Source organism: Treponema sp. OMZ 906 (assembly GCF_024181185.1).
GTDB lineage: Bacteria > Spirochaetota > Spirochaetia > Treponematales > Treponemataceae > Treponema.
In genome coordinates, this window is the sequence record NZ_CP051196.1 from 1,491,935 (window position 1) to 1,516,182 (window position 24,248).

Consider the following 24,248-nt stretch of genomic DNA (forward strand, 5'->3'; position numbering starts at 1 on the left):
AAGCAAAATTTCGCACAAAAGGAAGGCAACCGCTTAAAATATTTACGATGCGGTTGCCGTATTTTTCCTCTCAAATCTAATATGAAACCGAAGCACTACGATTTTCGGCTGTGAACGCGAAGCTTCTTTTTGAGGTTTTTAAACCAAAATGCGCGTAACTGTTCGGCACACGAGTAGAGGCGATAGCGGAAGCCTCGTACCGGAATATCAAGTGTTCCCACCCGATGAATAATTACCCCGCCGAATCCCGTTTTAAACCGATACAGGCCGTACATGGGATGGTGCGAATCATCGGTTGGCGGAATCCCGTAAAAATCATAGGATAGACAACCGTACTTTTGCGCATCTTGGATTGCCTGCCATTGCAACAAATATGCAGGCATAAGGTTGCGGTGTTCATTTGAAGAAGCGCCGTACAGATAGACAGCTCCGCTCGGAGAAAAAAGCGTAATAATCGCGGCAAGCGGTTTTTCTTCAAAATAAGCAATATAGATTGAAATAAGAATACGTTCGGTATCGAATGCAGGATCGACAGCAAGCCGACAAAGCGAGTGGTAATAGTTTTCGCTATGGATAGCAATGCCATCCCTCGCTGCAGTTTCACGATAAAGCCGATAAAAGATCGGTATGACGTCTTCAGCTTGGCTTCCGGGAAAACAGCGAACTTGTACGCCTTTTTTTTCGGCAAGCCGGATATTGTAACGCCACTTAGGTTTACACTGAGCGAGCAAGGCGTCAAGCGGCTGTCCTAAATCGAGCAGAACGGTATCGGGCGGCTGAATATCGGAAGCTGCTTTACGCAGGCTGCACGGCGTTTTTCCGCCGGTACAGGGAATAAGCGGGAAATCTTGGCGAGAGAATGCCTGCGTGTTTCCGCTTCTTATTACACATTCCCACGGAGGATCAAAGCGAATTAAAAAAACATAAGTAGGCAGCAAGGGAACGAGCTTTTCCGCTAGGTTTACCAGGAAAAGCTTCCGTTTTTCCGCCGTTTCGGGGAGCTGTGAATTATAATCGGTTAAGATAGACGGCCCCATCGGAATATAGGCAAGAAAGCCGAAAGGACTCAATTGCCGCAATAACACCGTGAGTAAAAAAGAACGGGTACCGGCAGCGTGTACCTCATATTGCTGATATGACCAACCTTGCTCCTTTTTAAACTCCGCCCAAAAGCGGCTCTGCAAAAAATGCTGAGCAGGAGTTTTTACCGTCATATCGGTACATTCTTTTATCGTCAATGTATTCATAGTTGAAAGGAACGATAGCGGAAAAACAGGCTTTTGTCAAAGGATTGGCTCTCGGTTTATAGTATCGAGGTGTTCGGACTGTAGAAAAACAATCTGCTTACACTCCCCCACCCCACCCGCGCCATTTTTCTGCAAGCGAGGTTTGTGCTTCCGATGCGGAGTATGAAGAAGTAGCATCGGAATCCGCTGGAGCAGAAGAAATTTTAGCAGGAGTACCGGTATTGCAGATGGTTTCGATATCGGCAGTCTTTAATTCCTGTAAGAAGGCGACTAATTCCTCCGGGGGCATGGTCTTTTTTAATGTATTGATTGTACGGATTAAATCTTGTTGGGCACCGCTCGCGGTTTCTTTTGTCAGTTGAGCATTGTTTTTTTCCACCTTTTCGCGGAGCCGTTTTGCATACTCACGTCCATCGATGGATTGCGCAACAGGGATACCTGCCGTCACACCGACAACTGCAAGCACTAATTTAAGTCCGACAAGTCCGCCCGCACTGCTCGCATATTCAAAAGAAGCGCCGGTAAGATAAGCGGTTTTAAACGCCTCATAATAGAAAATAGTAAGCGCACTGTATGCGATAAGAAGTATAAACGCCGCAGCAAGCCGCCTTTTGGTGTACCATCCCATCGGCTGAATAAACAAATAGATAATCGCTGCAATCAAAACCAACCCAAAAAAGAGTTCGGCGCTCCACGGCATCATAACAAAAGAAAAAGAATCCGTATGAATTACATTGCGTAACAGATAGAACTGTCCGATAAGAATTACAAGAAAACAGATAACCGTCACCCCGCCCCGCGCACGAACATTTGTTTTATTTTGTTTCATTTTATATATATTCCCTCGTGAATAGCCATCTCTATGCGAAGTTTTATTTGAAACTTCGCACATTTTTTTTCTAGCAGATGGCAAACACATCAGGCAGATTAGATGAAATGCGCAGAATAAAGAGGTTATGAGACCATTTGAACCGCGCAGAGGTTCAACTCTGGTCGAATAACATCTCTTATTCTGCGAGGGTATTCAAAGAAGTACCTGATGCGCTTACACCGTCAGCCTAGCAGGTTTCTATTGACGAGTCAACGGAACTACGGTACAAAAGGTACGGAGGATTTATGCTGCAATTCAATCCGGTACATCTTGCTTTCGCCGTTATGATAATCGGCGTTATTTTTACCTTTGTATTATCAAAAAAAGAGATCAAACAACTTCGCTCGTTTGCCGATTCCTTTGCTATTCCATTCGTTAAACTTTCAAACTATATTGCACCGCAAAAGCCTGCAAGCTCATTGTTGACAGAAAAAACGGAATCCGGCGGTATTAGACCGCTGCCGGCAGAAGGACAATCAAAAGAAATGCGCGAAATCATTAAACGAGCGGGAAATACTAAAGCGGTAAAGCTTTTCCGTGAAATGGTGGAAGCCGAAGATGCGCTGAAAGAAGCTGCAGGGAAGAACCGCCGCAAATGCTATCAATTTGCCGATCCCGTCGCCCGCATCCTATATATGACGCATACCTTTCTTACCGGCTGCGAAAACCTTGCTCTCATCGACACGGAAAGCAAGCTGGATGAATTTAACAGCTTTTTGAATGAACAAGTGCAACACCGCATGACTTTACTGCGACTGATCAGCGGTTCCCTTGCCGAGGAATACAGAACGCTAAATAGGGTATACGCCGCAGAGATGGAGCAAATCGAACGGGAACAAATGCCGTTTATTAAGCGGAATGCCCAATGATGCAACAACTGCCAAAGTTTATACTTTGTTCAGTTGTTGCATTTTAAGGAAGGTATAACTTCGACCGCTCAAATAGCGCGGTCTCGTTAACCGTCGAGTTTGCCGTTCGGCAAACATCGCTTATTGACGTGTGCGCTGCCGCGCACCAATGCAACAGTTTCCAAAGTTCAAACTTTGTTCAACTGTTGCATTTTAAGGAAATTCAAAACAATCCCTCTCTATAATATATCCGATTATTTCCACAAGAATTCGGGATAATAGTTCTCTTTAATTTTTTGTGCTATTTCTTTTTTCACGATTTCGCGGTCTTCGGGATAGGTCATGCCGAACCAACGTTCATCGGTGGTATAACATTTGATTGTACCGAGCCCCTTTGTAACCAGCATACTCGCTCCTTCCGGCAAGAGACATTCGGCTTTCTCGCTCGCGATATTCTTTTTGATAAATTCCTCAAAGAATATATGGAAACCTTCAAAGGCCTTGAGACTAAAACCGAAAAGATTCATAGAAACGGTCTCTTTACCGGTCAGATGCACTACTCCATTTTCAAGTTGAGATAGAATCACCCGTTTACCGTTTTCTTCACCGTAAGAAATCTTGGTATGTTCCTTCATAGAAACCAGCATTCCGTTCTCAACCTTGCATACGCCCCGCGATACGGAACCGGATTCACTCATCGTATTTTCCAAAATATAACCGACCATCGCATGGTTTGGAGAATAATTGTCTAGAGTTGACAAATGTCCGGCCATTGTTTTGTAGGCCTTGCGCCCGTAATAGTCATCTGCATTGATAATAGCAAAGGGAGTTTTCACGAAATTCTCCGCACAAAGAACAGCGTGGATAGTACCCCACGGTTTTTTACGGTTTACCGTCTGAGGGAGCTCTTTAGGATCAATCAGTGAATCAATGGATTGAAACAGGTATTCTGCATCGCAATTACGGGCAATTCGATCAAATAAACGGGCGCGGAAATCGGTTTCAATATCTTTTCTAATAACAAATACCACTTTTCCAAAACCGTTATGGACAGCATCGTAAACTGCATAATCCAGCAATGTTTCATTATGCAGTCCAACCGCATCTATTTGCTTAACACCGCCGTAACGGCTCCCCATTCCTCCTGCTAAAACCAACAATGTAGGTTTCATTCTATTGTACCTCCATAAATACTCGCTTCCATACATCAACGCTTCAAAGAAAACGCCGATTAACCCATTGCAGGATCAATCAGCGTTCTAAAAGTTCATTAATCACACTATAAAAGCACTCTAAATGCACATAAGGTTAAAGGCAACCTCTAAAACCGTGAGGTTTTAGAGGTTTTCGTGCATTTACCGTTTATTTACGTGGCGGAAAATAACACGTTTTTCCATCGTTGTCATTGTCTTACCGATGGAGGCGCCTTTTAAATCTTCAACTTCGACGGAAGAAAAGCCTTTATCCCGTTTATAATTTGAAAAGAATTCATACATGACCTTTTCAGCTTCATTCTCGTCAAAAGTGTTCTTATCTTCTTCGTATACGCAATAGTATTCCGCCCAGTTATCGGTCTTATAAATTTCGGTTAGATAAAGCGAGGCATTTGCACGACCTTCAACCTTAATCTTTTGCTTTTTAGTCTGTACAGTCTGTGCAGACAGGACAACAGCGAGCAGCATAAATGCGCACAGCGCAAGTATTTTCTTGTTCATTATAGATCCTCCTATAAAGTAATAAACAGAATGTAATATATACGGAAAACCCGTTCTTTGCAATATCGACTGTCAGGGCAAACGCATCAGGCATTTTTTATCTACCCTACCTGATGCGTTTACCCTATTCTACATCATTCACAGAGGGCGATCGGAGCAAAGGTTTCGGCTTTAAGTGCTGCGCCACCGATTAAACCACCGTCGATATTCTCTTTGGCAAGCAAAGCCTTAGCATTTTCGGCTTTCATCGAACCGCCGTACTGAATGACCATTGCATCGGCAGCAGCTTTTCCGTATAACTTCGCAATGACGGATCTGATATGCGCATGAATCGCATCGGCATCTTCCGGAGTTGCCGTTTTTCCGGTACCGATTGCCCAGACCGGCTCATACGCAATAGTAACCCGTGCCAGTTCTTGTGCGGTTACGCCTTCCAATCCTTTTCCGGTTTGAGTTGCGCAGACAGTTTCCGCCTGACCTGCTTCGCGTTCCTCCAGTAACTCGCCGACGCAAAGGATAACTTCCAGCCCATGCTGCAATGCAAGCCGCACCTTTTTGTTGATCATTGCATCGGTTTCCCCGTAAATATGACGTCGTTCCGAATGGCCAAGGATAACAACCTGTACCCCGAGGTCTTTGAGCTGCAATACGGACACCTCACCCGTATGAGCGCCCTGCTCGTCGGTACTCATATTCTGCGCACCAAGCAAAACATTGGTTCCTTTTACTACCTGAGAAACGGCATCAAGGGCGGTAAAGGAAGGGGCTATCATATATTTGTGCTTTCCTCCTTTGACAGCCTCTACCACGCCTTTCGCCAGTTCAACAGCCTCACCCTTTGTTTTGTGCATTTTCCAGTTGCCTGCAATAAAATATCTCCGCATACCTTCTCCTATAAAAACTTTTGTAGGATGTTTCAACATCCGAAAAAGTTTTTAGCCGTGCGCGCATTGCGCGCACATGTAAATAATCAAGTTTGCACCGCAAACTTGCGATAAAAAGCATCGACGCAATTTTAGGCGATGCTTTTTATCATAGCTCCTATAAAAACTTTTGCAGGAAATATCAGAGCCTTCGGCTCTGTTCTGCAAAGAAATTCATTAACTTGTCCGCTTAAGCGGACAGCGAATCAACATCCGAAAAAGTTTTTAGCCGTGCGCGCATTGCGCGCACATGTAAATAATCAAGTTTGCACCGCAAACTTGTGATAAAAAGTACCGGCGACATCTCAGACGGTACTTTTTATCTCATCTCCTAATCAAGTTTGCACCGCAAACTTGCGATAAAAGTTTTCAGATATTTCATTATACCGTACCTTTACCGATTTTTAAAGGGTACCGTTCTGCAGCACAGAATAAACACATCGAACTCTTTCTGCGATTTCTAATTATAAATTACTTCCCTTTTTTTATTATATATTCTCGGTTATAATAGACCTGTCCAATAACTGCGTTGTCGAACAGGTTTAAGAAACAAAAGAAGGATGATGCGATGAATGTATTTGATATAATCGGTCCTATCATGATCGGACCCTCCAGCTCCCATACCGCAGGGGCGGTGCGGATTGGTTTAATGAGCAGGCTACTGTTGGGTGCCCCTGCAGTAAAAGCATATATCAGACTGCATGGCTCTTTTGCGCAGACTTACAAAGGACACGGAACCGATCGTGCACTTGCGGCAGGGATTATGGGAATGCAGACCGATGATGAGCGTATCAGAAAAAGCTTGCAAATTGCCAAAGAAACGGGGCTTGCCATTACTTTCGAGCCAACCGTTATCCTCAATGCCCATCCGAATACAGCAGAAATCACCCTAACCGATGCAAACGGAAAAACAGTGTGTGTTCAAGGAGCGTCCATCGGCGGCGGCAACATTGTTATTACCCAAATAGACGGTAGAGAAGTAAAAATTACCGGCCAATCTCCAACGATTATTGTCGTACACAATGATATTCCAGGGATGATTGCTGCCGTAACGGCAGTGATGGCGCAGTATAAACTTAATGTCTACAAATTCAATCTTGCACGGGACAAAAAGGGGGGAACGGCAATTATGACATTACAGATCGATGGACGCTCCCTTGGAGAAGACTTGCAAACGACTATTGAAAAAATACCCGGTGTTACAAAGGTGATTTTTGTTAGACCGTTCTAAATGGAGTCCTATATGCTTAGTTATGAATCAGTTAACGAATTATATAAAACAGCGGAAGCGCAGCATAAGCGTATCAGGGAGATTGTATTAGAAGATCAAGCGGCACAGCTTGAACTGCCGGAAGAAGCACTGGTCAAGCGGATGGGAGAAAACTTGACAGTCATGCTAGAGGCAATTGAAAATGGCAGTAAACCGGGAGTTAAATCTACAAGTGGATTAACAGGGGGAGATGCATATCGGTTAAAACAGACGATTGCAGAAGGCAAACATCTCTGCGGAGACCTTATATCAAACGCCATCCAGATGGCGATGGCAGTATCTGAAATAAATGCCGCGATGGGGAAAATTGTTGCAACCCCAACGGCCGGCTCCTGCGGAATCCTCCCCGGTGCATTGGGTTCTTTGCTAAAAACGCGCGGCGTTCCGCGGGAAGAAGCGGTACTGTCCCTATTTACCGCCGGAGCTATCGGTATGGTGGTAGCAAACAAAGCATCAATTGCCGGTGCGTCAGGTGGCTGCCAGGCTGAGTGTGGCACTGCTTCTGCGATGGCAGCTGCCTGCATTGTAGAACTTTTAGGCGGCACACCTGAGATGGCAGCGCATGCTGTCGCAATAGCAATCAAGTGCATCTTGGGACTAGTGTGCGACCCCGTTGCCGGCCTTGTAGAAATCCCCTGCATTAAACGGAATGCTTCCGGCGTCACACTTGCCTTCACCGCTGCGGAACTAGCACTTGCAGGTATTAAAAGCGCAATTCCTGTTGACGAAACCATCGAGTCTCTCAAGCGGGTTGGCGACGGACTTCCGGCAGCGCTACGTGAAACTGCCCAAGGAGGTTTAGCAATAACACCGACTGGCCAGGCCTTTGAACGGCAGGTATTTGGTACGCGGTCACCACTTACCGGCAATCCGTGCAGTACTTGTGGCTCATGTGGATCATGCGGCAGTTAATACGGATGGCCTTATATTACCTTCAAAAAGCTCAATACAAAGACAATCCCGAAAATGGTAATACACGACACTATCGTCGAGAAAATAACGACTTGAGCGGCAAGTTCATGATCACAGCCGAGTTGTTCAGCCATAACTGCTGAAATAACGGCTGTAGGAGAACCGTAAAGAGCAATGAGCGCCACAATCTCATTGGTTCGAAATCCAAGATAAATGGCTAGCGTAATAAAGATCAATGGCATACCGATGAGTTTGCCCGCAACAGTGATTGACAGATTTTTAAAATTTGCTGAAACTTTTGAAAAGTCCAGCATTGCGCCTAGTACAATAATTGGAAATACACCCCCCATTTTTCCGATATCCGTCAATGACTTATCTAAAAAATGCGGAATAGGAGGATGCACCAAAGACATAATAATCCCTAAACCAGATGCAATGACCATGTGATTCCTCAATACATCCGATACTAATTTCTTTTTATTGATAGTGCATCCACCATAGATTGAAAATATAACAACAGCAGCAGCATTAAAAATGGGAACAATAACCATAACAAGCATCGATGCCAACGCTGCACTATTTTCCCCTGCAATATAGGAAGAAAGAGGAATACCGAGCATCACAAAATTACTTCTAAATATTCCCTGTATAATAACGCCTTGTTTCTTTTTATCTTTTTCGAAAAGAGGGACGATAACAACGAGTAGGAAAATAGCAGCTAAAATACTTCCTGCGGCATACAGAACGAACCGCAAATCGAAAACTTCGTTTAAATTTATCTTCCTGATATTATTAAACGTTACGATTGGTAAGAGTAAGTCAAAGCATAACTTATTTAACGGAGTAATCGTTGCCTTGCTGAAATAACCTTGTCGTTTAAGGAAATAACCGAAACCGACTAAGAGGACGACCGGTATGACTGCATTAAATGCTATAAAGAAACTCCCCATGTATGCTCCTCTTACGATACCGATTTTGAATTATCAAAGTGCCTGTTTACCTAAATTAGGCACTTTGATGGGCTGCCTCCTTATACCCTGAACTTTCCGATTTCTCCGGTAACGCTTGCCACATTTTTTTGATTATTCATTGCGATAGTATTTACTTCTTTCATGGCGTTGTTAACTTCTGCGATCCCCGTCGCCATTTCTGCCATACTTTGTGTAATAATCTCTGAAAGATTGGCAAGCTTTTGGATACCGGTGGAAATATCGGCGGCTTCGGTTAGAATCTCCTCTGAATCTGCTTTTACCTTTGAGGTTATGGTATTCATTCCATTCATCACATTCAAGACTTCTTCACCGTCATGCATTTGTTCCTTCATTGTACGGATCATGCCATCTTCCTGTCGATAGATAAAGTCCATCATAGCACTGATTTTTTCGAACTGCTCTGCTACCAGAGGTCCGGCACCGTTAAGGCTCTCGATTTTATGTTTAAGCTCCTCCAAAACTTTCGTAATACTCGTACCTTGGGCGCCCGATTCCTCTGCCAACTTCCGTATCTCATCGGCGACGACCGCAAAGCCCTTCCCCGCTTCTCCCGCATGAGCTGCCTCAATCGCCGCATTCATCGCAAGGAGGTTTGTTTGACTTGCCGTATTTTGAATAACTGTAATGGCATCAAGAAGGCCTTCAGATTGCTCCGTCACTACTTTTGTTACCTCAACAACCATAGCAACGGTTTCTTTACCTGTATGGGTTGTTTTTTCAAGGGTTTTAATCGATTGTAGGTTTTTTTCAGCCCTTTCCTGTACAGCCTGGATATTTTTGACGATTTCTCCAATTGACAGTGATGAACCGGAAATACTTTGGGCTTGAGCCCCGATGTGAGAATCAAGGCTTGAAATAGTTTCAGTAATAGCATCTATCTTCGCTGCTGTTTCATTAACTTCCGTATGCTGCACCATTACTCTATCTTTTACACTTTCAATATTTCCTGTTATCTGATTAAGTGCCTCGGTAGAATCTATCATACGTGTAGACAATGTCTGGCTGACAGCTTTCATGCTATTTGCCGTTTCCGCGATAACCAAAAAAGAAGTACGGATTTTTTCTATTGCATTATTCATCGATAGTGCAATAGATCCGAGTTCGTCGGAATGTACTACAGCCTGGACGGTAAAATCTCCTTCTGCAACTTTATTAAAAATAGTATGGAGTTTAATAAATCGGCCGAATAAGTAGCGGAGCATAAACTGATTAACCGCGATCATAAGTATTAAAAGAACTGCTGTCCATAAAACAGAATACCCTAAAATCGGAAGAATAGGCGGTATAAAATCTTTTATAGGAACTGCCATGATAGTAGAATAAGGTAAATCTGCGAGCTGTTTTTTGACAACGACGACCCTACCGAGCGAAGCATCTTCATAGTATTGAAGCCCGTCATATCCTATTAAATCGGAAAGAGTTCCTACAACGGTATTGATTTTCTTATTAGTGAAATCAGCATTTGAACATAACGATATTGTATCGGTATTGTCAATGATACCAATCCATGATTGCGGACTAGGTAATGAGTTATTTATTTTAGCTGCGGCTTGTTGTAAATTAACTGCCATGCCGGCGAAACCGATCGCTTCTCCGGCTGTATTAAAAATTTTAACATTAAACCAAAAATTGGTTTTATGGAGTGTCCTATTATAATCAACATTATAAAATAACGTCTGTGGCCTTTTCATCATAGAAAAAAACCAATCATCAACAGCTTCGGTGAGTACATCTTTTTTTATCTGTTTATTATTATCGACAACATAATAACTGCCGGTTAATTTTGAAGCAGCAAAGCAGGTGGAAAATTGTTCATCTTCGCTAAGCTTAATAAGTTTTTCGGTAACTTTAACACGGTTTTCATTATCTTTTTCATAATTCTCAAACCAATCTATCAAATAAGGCTCTTCCGCTAAATCTTGTGAAATCGCTAACCCAACAGCAAGATTCGTCTGTAATTCGGAAGACGAAGCATCCAACATAAACGGTACGGTCTTATAAAAATTACTTTCAATATATGTCCTCGCTTGTATAACGCTAAAAGCCAAGGCACCACAGACAGCAATAATAAGAGTTGTTACCAGAAATAAGTTAACTGATGTCCGTATTTTCATAGGGTCTCTCCAGCATAGTAAAGAAAATTTAGATGTCTGATAAGTGTACCGTATTTTCATTTTTATAGCTAGATAGCGCATTGCACACAAGGTAAACGCATCAATGTATGTACCCTTTACTCGATTTGTTGTTTTACTCCATATTTTTTGATACAATGCCTCACCATCTATGAGTACCATCTATACCCCCGAGCAGGCGGTGCAAGAATGCCTGAATACTTCCATTATACAGCTTTCGTTTTCCCGCCCGCGCAAGGGAATCGACGAGGCAAAGGCACGGCTTCGGCATATCACGATAAAAGGGAAGGCCGCGTATCAGCTGGAAACCGTCAAAAACAAGCAAGCATTTCAGAAAACGATTGAACCGGAGGCATTATCCGGCACAATAGCGGAATATTTTACCCGTTTTAAAGCTGCGGAATGCCGCGGTCAAAAAGAACAGCTCTTTTTTTTACAGAACAACAAGGGAACCATCGCCCTGACCAAGCGGATATCCTGCTCCGCTCCGCTCACGGAAAACAACTGCGGTGGACACAACAAGATAAAGAACTATCTTATTCCCGAAGGGACACCGCTCGCGTTCTTGATCGAACAGGGGGTGATGAATGCGGAGGGCGCCGTCTTAAAGCAAAAATACCATAAGTTTCGGCAGATTAATAAATTCCTCGAATTTATCGCCGGGATCGAACCGTTTATACGGGATACGGTTGCCCGTTCCGGCAAGCCTTTTTCCATTACCGATTTCGGCTGCGGTAAGGCCTATTTGAGTTTTGCGCTCTACTATTATCTGCATGAACGGCAGCAGATTCCGGTGCGGATTCACGGGCTGGATTTAAAAACCGAGGTTATCGAACACTGCTCCGCGCTGGCAAAACGGTGCGGCTACACGAATTTGGACTTTGCCGAAGGGAACATCGGCGACCATCCGCTGCCGGACGGTACCGGAATGATGGTATGCCTCCACGCTTGCAATACGGCAACCGATTTGGCGCTTGCTCAAGCTGTCCGCGCGCAGGTACCGATTATCTTTGCCGTTCCGTGCTGCCAGCATGAACTCTATGGCCAGCTTAAAAACCGAAAAGAAACGTTCCGCACGGAAGATCACTTGATGCAGCCCTTTATGGAGCACGGCATTATCACCGAGCGGTTTGCATCGCTTTTAACCGACACTGTGCGGGCGCTCCTTTTACAAGCCTGCGGCTATACCGTGCAGATTATGGAATTTATCGAAACGGAACATACCCCTAAAAATATTCTGATCCATGCAGTAAAAAAAACACAAAGCGCCGGCCAAGCGGAACGGTTGAAAGAAACCGCGATCCGGCAATACCACTGCCTTAAAGAAAGCTTTCGCATCGAACCGACTCTGGAACAGCTATTGAAGGATATGATTCCGGCAAAACAACAGGAGAACTTATGATACAACCCAACAATACCGGCAAAAACGAACAAGACTCAGCCGTTCATCCCCATACTGCGGCGATAACGGCGCAGCCGGAAACAGCAGCCGCTGCAGAAGCATTCGCTGCACTCTTTACCACGATTAAACGGCTGCGGGCACCGGGCGGCTGTCCGTGGGACATCGAGCAAACCCCAATGACGCTGCGGGCAACGCTCCTTGAAGAAACGTATGAAACAATTGAGGCACTGGAAGAAGCCTCCGCGGACAGCGCGAAAGCCGTCCATGCGGCGGAAGAACTCGGCGATGTGCTTTTAAACATCATTATGATTGCGTATATGTTTGAGCAGGAGGGAGCCTTTTCCGTCGCGAAGATGATCGGCGAGCTCAACGAAAAACTGATCAGGCGGCACCCCCACGTATTCGGACAAACGGCAGGCTTTCCTGACCCCGACGATGCAAAAAAGCCGGTTACAGCGGAAAAAGTGCTCGCACAGTGGGATACTATCAAAGATACCGTAGAAGGCCGTGCAAGCGCCTCCGCACTGGATTCCATCCCGAAAACCTTTCCACCGCTCACCCGCGCATACAAACTGCAAAAGCGGGCAGCAAAGAAAGGTTTTGACTGGGATACGGCAGATGGGCCGCAGAAAAAAATAGAAGAAGAACTTGCGGAATTTACGGAAGCGCTTGCACACGGTACGAGCGAAGAAACGGAAGCGGAATTCGGAGACTTACTGTTCAGCTTGGTGAACACCGCGCGGCATTTACATATCGACCCCGCAATTGCGCTCGGCCGTACCAATGCAAAGTTTGAACGCCGCTTCCGCTTTGTCGAAAAACGCATGGCAGAATCCGGTATCCCGTGCTCCCACGAAACCTTAACCCAGATGGACGGCTTTTGGGAAGAAGCCAAGCGCATGGAAGCGCAAACTTTCGCCGCCCCATGCAGTAACGATAATGCCGCATTATAATTGCGCCGTAGTATTAGGCGCTACGGCGACGGGCAAAACGGCGCTTGCCGTCAAACTTGCGCACGCAAAGCACGGCGAAATCATCTCCGCGGATTCCCGGCAAGTATACCGCGGGCTCGACTTAGGCACGGGAAAGGATTTGCAGGAATACGGCAACATTCCCTACCACCTCATCGATGTCTGCGATTTAAGCCGCGAGTTTACGGTCTTTCATTTTCAGCAGGAGGTGTACCGCATCTTTCCGCAGCTCGTTGAAAAAGGTACCTTGCCGATTATCGCAGGGGGGACGGGGCTGTATCTCGACGCCATCCTTCGCGGCTATGAGCTCATCCCCGTGCCCGAAGATCTCGCATTGCGTGAAGCGCTGGCTACAAAAACACTGCCGGAGCTGCAAGATATGCTCATAGCGCTCAAGCCGGATATTCACAATAAAACCGACTTGGAACAGCCCAACCGCCTTGTCCGCGCTATCGAAATTGCCCGTTACCGGCAGGAGCATCCCGAATCCGCCGCCGCGCATCTGCATGCGGTGCCGCCTATCAAGCCGAAAATCTACGGTATTTCGTTTGAGCGCAGTGCCTTACGCGAACGTATCCGCCGTCGCCTCATTGCCCGCATCGACGCCGGTATGATAGAAGAAACCGAACAAATCCATGCACAGGGCTATTCATGGGAGCGGCTCGAAAGCCTCGGTTTGGAATACCGCTTTACGGCGCAGTATCTACAGGGAAAAATCGAAAGCAAAGAGGTCTATATCGAGCAACTCTATCGGGCAATCGGACAATTTGCAAAACGGCAGGAAACATGGTTCCGGCGCATGGAACGAAACGGCATCGAAATAGAATGGATTGACGGCAACAAGGCGGCTCAGCTGACAGCAGAAGGTATTTCAAAGATTGAGCCGGTAAATTGAACCACACATTTTGCTAAATGCCCAACAGTAACCCGGTGATTGACATTTCGCGGTCAAGTTGGTACAGTTATCCACTATAAATCTAAAAAGTAAGAATATTAAAAATTAAATAGAGAAAATCTATAATTAAGGAAACAAAACTATGGCAGGCTTCAAAAAAAATACTTTAGCAATCGGAAGTATTATTATTCTGGTATTTTCAGTAATCGCGTTTGTTTTTGTTCCGGCCGCAGGTGGGCAATCGAACGACGGTTCAAAAACAATGATCGGTAAATGGAAAAATAAACAGCTTGACTACACGGCTGACGGACTTTTTTTCAGGGAATACCAACAGCTTCATCGATCTGCCGAACTACGCGGATATCTAAGAAATGACAATAATAACAAAGCTCAGCAGGAATTTATAGAACGGCAGATTATGCGAACCGCATTTAATTCTTCCATGATTCAGCTTGCTGCGCGAGAAGAAGCCCTGAATGCAGGTTTTTATCTGCCGAATAAAAATATCAATAAAGCGCTTATTTCCTTTTATACTGACTCAACAGGCGCTTATTCTGAAAAATTATACAATCGGACATCGGAACAGCAGCGTCTTGCCAATAGGCGGCAAGTAATCGATTATCTTACCGCACAACGATATATCGAAGATAACTTCGGCACCTATGATAATATATTCGGGCTAAAAACGAGCTCTGCGGAAACAGCTTTTGTGCAGAAGATGGCAGAAAAAGAGCGCATTTTTAAATATGTCGTATTTGAAGAAAGTCAATTTCCTCAAGATAAAATTCGTGCGTATGGCGAAGAACACGCGGAGATGTTTGCAGAGCATAACTTACTAATGTTGACCTTTGCCTCTCAAGAGGATGCAAATAAAACCGCTCAAGCACTCCAAAAAGGAGAGATCACGTTTGAAGATGCGGTGGTAACAAATTCTACCAAAATGGGTACCGATGCTAACGGAAAACTGTTATCCCCATACCGAACAACGGTAAACCGGACATTCCCCGAATCAAAGGATCTTGATACCGTACTTAAACTCGGAGTCGATGAAATGAGTCCTGTGGTTAAAACTTCATCAGGATATGCGATCGTAAAATGCATCGCTCCGGCTAAAGCTGCCGATTTTACGCTACCTGAAACGCAAGATCGTGTACTTTCCTATATGAAATCGAATGAACGAGGTATTATCGAAGATTACCTTGAGCAAAAGGCAAAAACCTTTATCGAAGCAGCAAAAATCGGCGGATTTGCGCATGAAGCTTCCATAAACGACTTGGTTGTGCAGACAAGCAACCCGATAACACTGAACTACGGTAATGCCGCTATCTTACCGCAAATTTCTTATCAGTCGGATAGTTTCTTTACGGCCGGTGTACGGAATGAAACCTTCTTTAAAAAAGCCTTTGCACTTAAGCAGGGGGAAATTTCGGATCCGATTTTGCTGGGGGCAAACGTACTGGTATTGCAGCTCGATGAAGAAAAAAACAGCTCGGAAGAGACACAAAATAATATTGCGAACTCATATCGACAGTTCGCATCGGTTTGGTATTACGAATACCCACTCGCCATGCTTGCCTATCAACAACTTTCATGGGGACAGCAGACTTTTATTGATTTTGTCTTAAACAGCAAAAACTTTACCGACAATTTTAATGCGGTATTCAACCAAAAAGATTGATTAGCGACAACAAAGATGAAAAGCCTCTGCTGATACAAACAAGCAGGGGCTTTTCCGTTTTATATCGAAATAAATATCTCTATTCAAAATACAATCCTCAAGCAGCCATTATAGCGCAGATTGCATCGTTGCAGATACCCAATTCTACATTAATACTCTGCCTTTCGCCGGTACTGGGCTACGGACTTAAAGAATTGACGGAAAAGCTACCGGCTTCTTCCTATATTCTCGCGCTGGAATGCGATCAAATGCTGATGCGGTTCTCGCTCGATCATTGTGATTTCTCTCCGTTTGCACAGCAGCGATTTTCTTATATCCGGACGGATTCGGTTGCAGAGGTGCTGAAAAAGATAGAATCCTTGCCGTTGTTTCCCTTTAAAAAGTGTCTTGTGCTTTCCTGTTCAGGCGGGGTACAGCTCAACCAAGTCTTTTATGATGAAGTGCGTTTGTATGCCGATGAGGTTATTTCACGGTTTTGGAAAAACCGGATAACGCTGATGCATCTCGGCAGGAATTACGCACATAATACGTTCCGCAACCTCCTCTCGCTTGCGAGATCGCTTGCAAAATCACCGGCGAGACAAATGACGGGATCGCTGACGAGATCACTCGTAAGATCGCCGGAGAGTTCCCCAGCGGAATTATCTGCGTGGGAGGCACCATCGAGTAAGAGGAATTTCCAGTTGCTCACCGGCGATGAGCGTATCCGCAAGCCTCTTTTGGTTGCAGGCGCCGGTCCTTCGCTGGATACTGCACGGGATTTTATTATCAAGAATAGAAATTCCTTTTTTTTGCTTGCAGTGGATGCCGCAGCCGCAGCTCTTTTACCTGATATTCAACCTGACGCAATCGTATTGGTGGAATCGCAGTACTGGATTGATTCGGCGTTCATCGGCTTGCGCAAATACGGCATACCGGTCTTTGCCGATCTGACAGCTTCCCCCCGTGCGCTGCAAGCATGCGGCGGAAGTGTACACTTTTTTTGCACCGAGTACGCACGACTGAAATATTTGGAACGTCTTTATCAAACGCTGCAGCCGATTATTCTTCCGCCGATGGGATCGGTAGGGCTGACTACACTACAGCTTGCTTTAGCGCTGACCGACCCTCACCTGCCCGTACTGCATACCGGCTTGGATTTTGCATGGCAAAACGGTCTTACCCATGCCGCCGGAAGCAGCCCTATAAAAAAACTCTTTGCGGAAATAAACCGTACCGAATCGCCGTATAAGCTCAGTCTCTCTACCGGTATGCAGCGTATTTCCGGGAAGCAGAGACTTTCCTATTGGACAACTCCGGTACTATCCGGCTATGCGGAACTGTACCGCCATGCCTTCGCCGGAAATGAGCGGGTTATCGACATTGGAACGGAAGGCTGCTTTTTGAACGGCCGGCAGGCTGATATAACTGAAGCGGAGCGGATACTTACCGATGCCTGTGCCTCGGATGCGGACAGTACAGCTATCGGAACCGGTTGCTCACAGACAAATGCAGCCGATACTTTTTTTGATTCCGTTTGTGAATCAGACACTGCAAACGAACGATATGAAGCGCTCTCCGGCTATCTTGCCGGTGAAGCCGAAGCGTTGACTATGCTGAATGACCATTTACAGGGCAAGCGCTCGATATCGGAACACATGATGGAACAACTCTTTTCAGAGCGCGACTATCTGTACAGCCACTTCCCCGATGCAGCACGGGGCTATTCGCTTGACCTCGGTTTTCTAAAGCGGGCAGGTATCGAGCTGCGGTATCTGCTGAAGATTCTCAGCTAACAGCGGCGAAACTTCTTCTTTCAGAAATTTGAGAAATTTTTAGAATTTTTTGTTGCATTTCCTTGAAAGGTGGTGTAAGCTTATATTATGATATGTAATATATTACATATCATAATATAAGCTAAGTAAAGGAGAAATCAGTATGTTAATTGCAACATGGATCATTACGTTTTTAATTGTTGTCGGTATCGGTATTTATGCCGGAACAACCATTAAGTCGTCCGCACAGTGGTCGGGAGGTGATAAGTCCCTGAGCGCCGTTTCACTCGGTGCTATTTTTGCCGCATGGCAAATCGGCGGCATGGCAATTGTCGGAGCAGCTCAAAACGGATATAACCTCGGCATCGCCGGGTCGTGGTATTCAATAGCCGGATCGTTTTACTTTATTGCATTAGCTGTTTTTGCAAAAATAATCCGAAATAATATGCCCGGTGAATCGGTTCCTGTATACTTACAATCCAGATTCGACACTAAAACGGCAAAACTGTACTCATACGCATGGATTGTCTACGGTTTTCTCTATATTCCCATTCAGTTAAAAACGGTTTCGTCCATCATTCAAATTGTATTACCCAATATAAACTTCATGGCGGCAATGATAATCGGTGTAACGGTTGCCGTCGTTTACACCGGCTTTTCGGGTATGAAAGGAGCATCAGCGGTAGGAAGAATCGTCTGTATCGGTATTTATATCTTACTCATTATTTTTGTTGTAACGACACTGCCTAAATTTGAAGGCTTTAGCGGATTGCTGGCAAAATTACCGCAAGGATATGACAGTATGAAAAATATGCCGCTGCACAGAATCATCGCGTGGATATTCGGAGGGTGTATCAGTACGGCTGTTATGCAATCGGTACTTCAGCCGTTATTGGCGGCAAAAACCCCGCAAGCTGCCCGCACCGGTTCCATCCTCGGATATCTTATTGCAGCACCGATTTGTTTCTTTACGGCAACCTGCGGAATGCTTGCAAAAGCTTCGGGAGCTGATTTAGGTGATGGAACAAGCGCATTTGCCTATGCTATTAAAACCTTTACCTCACCGTTCTTCGGCGGTATTATCTTTGCATTCGTTACAATGATTATCGCTGCAACGATGGCAACAATGATGCTGGCCACCGGTACGATTATCACCAACGTATATAAAACGGATATCAATCCAAATGCCGATGATAAAAAGGTTCTCAGCATTTCCAAAAAGATTACATTTATTTTTGCATATCTTACGCTGATACCTGCACTTTTTATTCCAAGCCGTTCGCTTACGAATCTCTTTTTAACGCTCCAGCATGTCGCCGCTGCCCCTATCAGTTTTTCCATCTTAGTCGGTTTAACATGGAAAAAGGTTACCAAGCAAGGTGCTTTCTGGAGTATCCTCTGCGGTATGCTCGTTGGGATAGCTTGGATGGTACTGCGCTTGAGCGATAAGCTTGAAGCAATTTATCCGGTTGTCATTGTTACATACGGCGTTGGAATAATCGTTTCGTTACTGACATATAAAGAAGGCGGTAAATAATCGTATGCAGGAAAAGAAAATGTATATGTGGCCGTCTGCATGGAATCGGCCGTCTATCAACGGAACATACGGGGCAATCAGCAGTAATAATGCGTATGCCACTCAAGCAGGACTGAATGTTTTGAGAAACGGCGGAAATGCTTTTGACGCTGCCGTTGCGGTTTCGTTGGTATTATCCGTTGTCGAACCGCATCATTCGGGAATCGGCGGGGGCTGCTTTACACTGGCGTACTCAAAACAGGAAAATGCAGTCTATGCATTGGACGGGAGAGGAATAGCTCCGCGGAATGCGACAAAAGATTTATTTTTAAAAGACGGAAAGGTGTGCGACGAATGGAAGGATATAGGCGGAAGATCGGTTGCCGTTCCGGGATTATTGAAAAGCTTAGATGTCTTGCTAAAAAAATTCGGTACAATGACAATGCAAGCGGTTACACAAGATGCAATCAAGTTGTCGCTCAACGGTTTTAGGACAAGCTTTACCGGTTCGATAACCGGTACGGATGACTCGGTTATCAGAAAACGGAATACCTATCCCGCCTTTAAAAAGAATTTTATGAACGGAGATAAGGGATATGAATTCGGCGCTATGCAAAAAAATGAAAAACTGGGACGGCTTTTAGAAAAAATCGCAACAGTCGGAGTTGATTATTTTTATAGCGGAGAAGCAGCAAAGACAATCATCAACACAATAAATGAGCATGACGGTTGTTTTTCCTATGAAGATATGTCCGAGTATCAACCTAAATTCCGTGAACCCGTAAGTATCAATTATCGAAATGCCGCCGTATATTCCTTTCCTCCCCCCGGAGGAGGCTGTACCGTACTCGAAATGCTGAATATCCTTGAAAATGCGGATATAAAAAAAGCAGGACATAATTCGGCACAGTACATACATCTATTGGCGGAAGCGATGAAGATTGCTTTTGCAGACAGAAGTATCGGATTAGGTGATCCCGATTTTATCAAAATCGACACGCATAAAATTCTCAGCAAAGATTATGCAAAATTACAATATGAGCATATCACTAAAACGGCACAAGAGTATAAACCGGGTATCGATACTGCATTCGACGAGCATAAAGGGAACACCTCTCATTTTTCCATTATGGATCGATATGGGAATACGGTATCGCAAACGCAGACCATCAGAGACTGGTTCGGAAGCGGTATTGTTGTAGATGCCTACGGTTTTGTATTGAATAATGCAATGTCGGATTTTTCCGCAACGGAGGGGGCACTTACCAGTCAAGGATTATCGTACGGCAGCTCTAATGCGATAGCCGGCGGAAAAACACCGATTTCCAGTATGTCGCCGACCATTGTTTTTAAAGAAGGAGCACCGTTCATGGCCATCGGTTCTGCCGGAGGTCCGAGAATTATTACCGGCGTGCTGCAAGGGATAGTCAATGCAATCGATTTTGATATGGAACCTGAACAGCTGGTAGATATGCCGTATATCAACTGTCTCAGTAAACAACAAGGCATAGAAACCGAATTCGGTATTTCACCCGATACTGTTGCTCAGCTTCAAGTAGCACTGCATACCATACATCAGGTTCCCGTACATCAGGCAATGAGTACAATGGTAAATTGCGTGATGAAAAAACAGGATAGGTTTTATGCAGGGCGGACAAAGCGAGTCGATGGCTGCGCAGGAGTTCTTTTTTCCTCCGGCGCAAGCTTTGACGGCATAGGATTTGCGGAAATATAGTAGAGCATCTCTAAAAGCTAACCGAGTTTTTAGAGATGCCCGGTATTCGGCTTTAACATACGGGGATGTCTCAAAAGTTGGTTACTTTTTTGCGAGCCCCATTCAGCAGCAGGGCTTAGTTTAAACGCTTTTCCCGTGCTCATGTCAATCGAGGGAAAGCGGCTGCTGTCCGCTTGCGCTGAACATACGCCAGAACCACACAGCACACCCCAACCGCAAACGCCGCTGCCGAAAATAGCACACGCTGCATTCCGCTTTCCGGCGCAATAACCGGAAAGCGTGCAAAAAAATCCGCTGACGCAAAAATTATCCGGTATGCGGCGTTCAATCCGTATCCCAGCAGCGGACTCGTGAAAGGGAAAATAACTGCAAGCGGAATGCAGATAAGCCCCGCGATGAGGAAAACCGAAACGAGCGGACTAACCACACATGAAGCAATTACCCCCGCCGCCGCGATATTCCCGATTGCAGAGATAACAATCGGGGCGGTGAAAAGCTGTGCGCCGACAGATGCGGAAATACTGCTTGCAAAAGCCGGCGGCATTTTTCCAGCCATGAGACGAGCGCACGCATCGCCGAAGATGATGATACCTGCACAGGCCCCATACGAAAGCATAAACCCAAGCGTTATTGCTTCAGCGCCGGCGATTGCGATATGCACAGTCAGCATGGCGCACAGCACGGACAAGGGCGGCGGCTTTAACCCGAGCGTTCTCCCTGCGGCGGCAATACATACCATTCCCAATGCGCGGTTTAACGAAGGAGCAGAGCCTGCAAACCAGACAAACAGGAAAACCGCCGCAAGCGAAAACCATACTGCCCTGCTCTTATGCCCGAATATTCTGCCGCCTTGCATCGCCGCCGTCCCAATTAGCGAAAGATGCATCCCCGACAAGGCAAGGATATGAGCAAGTCCGGCGTTGCGGAAGGCCGCGATGCATTCCGCCGGTAAGAACGCTTTATCGGCAGCAAGCAGCGCAAGCAAAAGTCCGCCCGCCTCGCCCCAACCGTATAGCATCCGCATAAAGGCAAAGCGGAAAAACGCACGAAGGCGGTTGAGCGGAGAATTCCAGCCGAGAAATACCGGCTGCACCTGCCGCGCATAAAACACCGTTCCCGTCTTACCGAACTTTCCTTGAACTGCAAGCTTCATTCCACAGACATAAAACCGACATTCTTGCTGATTTTGCAAAGCCTCTGCAAATGCAGCCGTACTGGACAGTAGCGGCGCTGCCGCTTCGGATTGTTCCGCTTCGCCGATGCGGGTAATACCTCCTGAATATGTTCCGCGGACAAGCGCTGCCGGAACAAAAAGCTGCACGGAACCCGATGCGGAAAACTGCTCATTGCGGCCGGCGCCGCACGCAATCAGTTTAACCGGTATGCGATAATAATCGGATCCAGCCGGAACAGGCTCACCGGTTAATTCCGCAATAAGTGTCCGCACCGTAGGCAGCGAAGCCAGCGTTTGCGGAGGTCGCTGTTCTCTTTGCAGAGTACGCGCAGCATACGAGCCGATCGCAGCTCCCGCAATCACACAAAGCGCAAACCGTACCATGGCTCGCACTCGTTTCTGACGACAGTGCTGCGGTTGGAATTTTCGGTGCGTCAACTGAGCGGCTATCGGTACTGCCGCTAAGAACAGCAAGAAAGCACACAGTAGTAAAAATGCCGTTATAAAAACAAAAGATATAATTTTACTGTCAGTTTGAGCAAATACATACAACCCGTAAAAAAACGCCGCCACCGCAACGGCTATGATCGTAACAGGCGGAACAACATGTCTATCCATACTTACCTCTTACGATTTCTTATACGACACAAGGCGCAAAATGGCTACAAATCAGCGGCAGCGGCAAAGGAAATCTGAGAAAAACATAACTGCCCAAAAGTTACGTTTTCAAGGATTCCTTTAATTTGGTATTTTTATATGATAAAGCGTATGATTTTCAGGATTTCCCTTAAATCGTATTTGCTGTTTCTGTACGGTATCGGTAACAGAAAGGATGGTACGTTTAATGGAACGGTTATTAAAAAGAATCTGAGAGATAACGATCTCATTCGAAAGCGCAGTGTTTTTTATATCGGCGGCAGTATTAACAGTCAGTCCAACATAATTAAGCCGGTTATTCAAGGTTACCACCAATACCGAACCGCTATGCAAACCCATTTTAATTTCCAACCGTTCGCTTATCGGCTTATTTTGACTATACTTTGTCAATTGTCGCAGTGCTTTCACAGCAGCATTAAAGGCCTTACAAGGATCGATAAAAGCCCCCATAACAACATTGCCGTTTTTCATAATCGGTACGCCGCTGTACTTTTCAATCGTACTCAAAAGAAGCTTTACATATCCTTTTATCAATAAAAATGCTTTTTTATTACCTAATGATGCGTAAAGCCTTGTCGAATTTGTAATATCTGCAAAGAGAATTGTCATATTTGTCAGTGGAAGTGATTGGTCACCAATCAGAATTTCAGAACTCATCAATTCGCGGTACAAATTATTTTGAATAATCTCCACACCTCGTACTGCATCAGGTGTGTCCCACGTCCGATACTTTCCGCTCCGAATATTTTTGCCTATATCAGCAATATAATTCATTTTAAACGTAGGATCGAGCATCTTGAGCCGCGGGTGAATCGAAAAGCAAACCTCAATATTGGTGTCAAGCGTATTATTAAAGACCTTATTACAAACCGTACAAAAATTTTGTGACGAAGCTTGATGAAGAGACGGAGCTTCATAGGCAATATGTCCGCAAGTAGGGCAATGATAAATCCATTCTAATATAAATACTCCGTCATAAACTCCTTGAATAAAAATATCCAATATTTTTTCACGCGATATACCGAAAGCTTTACCGATTTCATAGAGAGGAATATGAAAAAGTAACCGATCCGACACATTTGTTAAAAAGGCTGCAATTTTATCAGCCTCTTTCTGATTTACTTTAGAGCGTAATTTCACACTCATAACTCTCTCCTTCTATAATCAACAACTCCGACGCAGAGCATCGGGGTACAGTGCCCAACGTTTCACACAGTATAGGATATCCGGCACGGATGCAGGTGATTCCAAACAGGAACGAGTTTTTTGCAAGGCAAAAAACTCGCAGTCAAAAATGTACAAGGATGTACATTTTTGACGAGATGGTTGCAGTCAGCTTTAATACCCTTTGTTACGACGTAGAGCGTTGCCGAGAACGGCGGGTATTAAACCGCACGAAAAAACCTTCATGATGAAAGAAAAGCAAGGGGAGCGCAAAAATCATGGCAGGTGGTACAAAATATTTTTTAACGCACTATGCTAAACAGTCGGCTTTTAAAATGGTTATAAAAATTTTGATGAATATTTGACAAACCATTTTTTTTCATGTTATAGTA

The 24,248-nt window shown here is 45.1% G+C and carries 19 protein-coding genes; 10 read left to right on the forward strand and 9 right to left on the reverse strand.

The features are described 5' to 3' along the window. Positions 1-95: 95 nt before the first annotated feature. Both E4N69_RS06675 and E4N69_RS06680 read right to left on the reverse strand, forming a co-directional pair. On the reverse strand, positions 96-1,247 hold the full coding sequence (locus E4N69_RS06675) for a lipid II:glycine glycyltransferase FemX (RefSeq protein WP_253823331.1): 1,152 nt from the start codon (positions 1,245-1,247) through the stop codon (positions 96-98). 97 nt (positions 1,248-1,344) lie between these two features. Further along, positions 1,345-2,076: a hypothetical protein gene (locus E4N69_RS06680; RefSeq protein ID WP_253823332.1), complete on the reverse strand. Its 732-nt coding sequence runs from the start codon at positions 2,074-2,076 to the stop codon at positions 1,345-1,347. Between the two features lie 287 nt (positions 2,077-2,363). On the opposite strand from E4N69_RS06680, the gene E4N69_RS06685 reads away from it, so the two are divergent. Further along, positions 2,364-2,987, forward strand: a complete 624-nt coding sequence (locus E4N69_RS06685) for a hypothetical protein (RefSeq protein WP_253823333.1) — start codon at positions 2,364-2,366, stop codon at positions 2,985-2,987. 233 nt (positions 2,988-3,220) lie between these two features. Here E4N69_RS06685 and E4N69_RS06690 read toward each other — a convergent pair whose 3' ends face one another. The 3 genes from E4N69_RS06690 to tpiA all read right to left on the reverse strand — a co-directional run bounded on the left by E4N69_RS06690 (position 3,221) and on the right by tpiA (position 5,565). Next, complete coding sequence (locus E4N69_RS06690; protein ID WP_253713831.1) at positions 3,221-4,138, reverse strand: nucleotidyltransferase family protein; 918 nt, start codon at positions 4,136-4,138, stop codon at positions 3,221-3,223. Positions 4,139-4,321: 183 nt separating this feature from the next. Then, a complete protein-coding gene (locus E4N69_RS06695; protein WP_162663593.1) occupies positions 4,322-4,681 on the reverse strand; it encodes a hypothetical protein in 360 nt (119 codons plus the stop codon). Between the two features lie 134 nt (positions 4,682-4,815). Next, positions 4,816-5,565, reverse strand: coding sequence for a triose-phosphate isomerase (tpiA, locus tag E4N69_RS06700; protein ID WP_162663594.1), 750 nt, complete (start codon positions 5,563-5,565; stop codon positions 4,816-4,818). Positions 5,566-6,172: 607 nt separating this feature from the next. On the opposite strand from tpiA, the gene sdaAB reads away from it, so the two are divergent. Together sdaAB and sdaAA are read left to right on the forward strand one after the other, a co-directional pair. Beyond that, on the forward strand, positions 6,173-6,835 hold the full coding sequence (gene sdaAB / locus E4N69_RS06705; RefSeq protein ID WP_253823334.1) for an L-serine ammonia-lyase, iron-sulfur-dependent subunit beta: 663 nt from the start codon (positions 6,173-6,175) through the stop codon (positions 6,833-6,835). A 12-nt stretch (positions 6,836-6,847) separates the two neighbouring features. Continuing rightward, positions 6,848-7,786 carry an L-serine ammonia-lyase, iron-sulfur-dependent, subunit alpha gene (gene sdaAA / locus E4N69_RS06710; RefSeq protein WP_253823335.1) on the forward strand — a complete coding sequence of 313 codons (939 nt, stop codon included), beginning with the start codon at positions 6,848-6,850 and terminating at the stop codon, positions 7,784-7,786. Between the two features lie 11 nt (positions 7,787-7,797). Here the strand turns inward: sdaAA and E4N69_RS06715 are convergent, their stop codons facing one another. Both E4N69_RS06715 and E4N69_RS06720 read right to left on the reverse strand, forming a co-directional pair. Further along, positions 7,798-8,736, reverse strand: a complete 939-nt coding sequence (locus tag E4N69_RS06715; protein WP_253823336.1) for an AEC family transporter — start codon at positions 8,734-8,736, stop codon at positions 7,798-7,800. An 80-nt stretch (positions 8,737-8,816) separates the two neighbouring features. Then, positions 8,817-10,892 (reverse strand): methyl-accepting chemotaxis protein, encoded by a 2,076-nt coding sequence (locus E4N69_RS06720; RefSeq protein ID WP_162663597.1) that lies wholly within the window; start codon positions 10,890-10,892, stop codon positions 8,817-8,819. Positions 10,893-11,061: 169 nt separating this feature from the next. Here E4N69_RS06720 and E4N69_RS06725 point away from each other — a divergent pair, with 169 nt between their 5' ends. From E4N69_RS06725 to ggt, 7 genes are all read left to right on the forward strand, one after another. Beyond that, a complete protein-coding gene (locus tag E4N69_RS06725) occupies positions 11,062-12,312 on the forward strand; it encodes a class I SAM-dependent methyltransferase (protein WP_253823337.1) in 1,251 nt (416 codons plus the stop codon). Continuing rightward, on the forward strand, positions 12,309-13,265 hold the full coding sequence (gene mazG, locus E4N69_RS06730) for a nucleoside triphosphate pyrophosphohydrolase (RefSeq protein ID WP_253823338.1): 957 nt from the start codon (positions 12,309-12,311) through the stop codon (positions 13,263-13,265). Before E4N69_RS06725 ends, mazG begins: the two co-directional genes overlap by 4 nt. Then, positions 13,252-14,178 (forward strand): tRNA (adenosine(37)-N6)-dimethylallyltransferase MiaA, encoded by a 927-nt coding sequence (miaA, locus tag E4N69_RS06735; protein ID WP_253823339.1) that lies wholly within the window; start codon positions 13,252-13,254, stop codon positions 14,176-14,178. Before mazG ends, miaA begins: the two co-directional genes overlap by 14 nt. Before the next feature lie 142 nt (positions 14,179-14,320). After that, positions 14,321-15,856, forward strand: coding sequence for a peptidyl-prolyl cis-trans isomerase (locus E4N69_RS06740; protein ID WP_253823340.1), 1,536 nt, complete (start codon positions 14,321-14,323; stop codon positions 15,854-15,856). Next, the gene (locus tag E4N69_RS06745; RefSeq protein ID WP_253823341.1) at positions 15,853-17,631 is read left to right on the forward strand and encodes a 6-hydroxymethylpterin diphosphokinase MptE-like protein; all 1,779 of its coding nucleotides are present in this window, start codon (positions 15,853-15,855) and stop codon (positions 17,629-17,631) included. The genes E4N69_RS06740 and E4N69_RS06745 overlap by 4 nt, the downstream gene beginning before the upstream one ends. A 142-nt stretch (positions 17,632-17,773) precedes the next feature. Beyond that, on the forward strand, positions 17,774-19,147 hold the full coding sequence (locus tag E4N69_RS06750) for a sodium:solute symporter family protein (protein WP_253713840.1): 1,374 nt from the start codon (positions 17,774-17,776) through the stop codon (positions 19,145-19,147). A gap of 4 nt (positions 19,148-19,151) precedes the next feature. Next, entirely contained in the window at positions 19,152-20,861 is a 1,710-nt protein-coding gene (gene ggt / locus E4N69_RS06755) for a gamma-glutamyltransferase (RefSeq protein ID WP_253823342.1), read from the forward strand. A 139-nt stretch (positions 20,862-21,000) separates the two neighbouring features. Here ggt and E4N69_RS06760 read toward each other — a convergent pair whose 3' ends face one another. Together E4N69_RS06760 and E4N69_RS06765 are read right to left on the reverse strand one after the other, a co-directional pair. Beyond that, complete coding sequence (locus E4N69_RS06760) at positions 21,001-22,653, reverse strand: ComEC/Rec2 family competence protein (RefSeq protein WP_253823343.1); 1,653 nt, start codon at positions 22,651-22,653, stop codon at positions 21,001-21,003. Positions 22,654-22,773: 120 nt separating this feature from the next. Then, complete coding sequence (locus tag E4N69_RS06765; protein ID WP_162663605.1) at positions 22,774-23,838, reverse strand: adenylate/guanylate cyclase domain-containing protein; 1,065 nt, start codon at positions 23,836-23,838, stop codon at positions 22,774-22,776. Between the last annotated feature and the right edge of the window lie 410 nt (positions 23,839-24,248).

Coding starts and splice junctions, on each gene's coding strand:
- E4N69_RS06675 (WP_253823331.1), bottom strand. CDS start 1,247: ATGAATACATTGACGATAAAAGAATGTACCGATATGACGGTAAAAACT.
- E4N69_RS06680 (WP_253823332.1), bottom strand. CDS start 2,076: ATGAAACAAAATAAAACAAATGTTCGTGCGCGGGGCGGGGTGACGGTT.
- E4N69_RS06685 (WP_253823333.1), top strand. CDS start 2,364: ATGCTGCAATTCAATCCGGTACATCTTGCTTTCGCCGTTATGATAATC.
- E4N69_RS06690 (WP_253713831.1), bottom strand. CDS start 4,138: ATGAAACCTACATTGTTGGTTTTAGCAGGAGGAATGGGGAGCCGTTAC.
- E4N69_RS06695 (WP_162663593.1), bottom strand. CDS start 4,681: ATGAACAAGAAAATACTTGCGCTGTGCGCATTTATGCTGCTCGCTGTT.
- tpiA (WP_162663594.1), bottom strand. CDS start 5,565: ATGCGGAGATATTTTATTGCAGGCAACTGGAAAATGCACAAAACAAAG.
- sdaAB (WP_253823334.1), top strand. CDS start 6,173: ATGAATGTATTTGATATAATCGGTCCTATCATGATCGGACCCTCCAGC.
- sdaAA (WP_253823335.1), top strand. CDS start 6,848: ATGCTTAGTTATGAATCAGTTAACGAATTATATAAAACAGCGGAAGCG.
- E4N69_RS06715 (WP_253823336.1), bottom strand. CDS start 8,736: ATGGGGAGTTTCTTTATAGCATTTAATGCAGTCATACCGGTCGTCCTC.
- E4N69_RS06720 (WP_162663597.1), bottom strand. CDS start 10,892: ATGAAAATACGGACATCAGTTAACTTATTTCTGGTAACAACTCTTATT.
- E4N69_RS06725 (WP_253823337.1), top strand. CDS start 11,062: ATGAGTACCATCTATACCCCCGAGCAGGCGGTGCAAGAATGCCTGAAT.
- mazG (WP_253823338.1), top strand. CDS start 12,309: ATGATACAACCCAACAATACCGGCAAAAACGAACAAGACTCAGCCGTT.
- miaA (WP_253823339.1), top strand. CDS start 13,252: ATGCCGCATTATAATTGCGCCGTAGTATTAGGCGCTACGGCGACGGGC.
- E4N69_RS06740 (WP_253823340.1), top strand. CDS start 14,321: ATGGCAGGCTTCAAAAAAAATACTTTAGCAATCGGAAGTATTATTATT.
- E4N69_RS06750 (WP_253713840.1), top strand. CDS start 17,774: ATGTTAATTGCAACATGGATCATTACGTTTTTAATTGTTGTCGGTATC.
- ggt (WP_253823342.1), top strand. CDS start 19,152: ATGCAGGAAAAGAAAATGTATATGTGGCCGTCTGCATGGAATCGGCCG.
- E4N69_RS06760 (WP_253823343.1), bottom strand. CDS start 22,653: ATGGATAGACATGTTGTTCCGCCTGTTACGATCATAGCCGTTGCGGTG.
- E4N69_RS06765 (WP_162663605.1), bottom strand. CDS start 23,838: ATGAGTGTGAAATTACGCTCTAAAGTAAATCAGAAAGAGGCTGATAAA.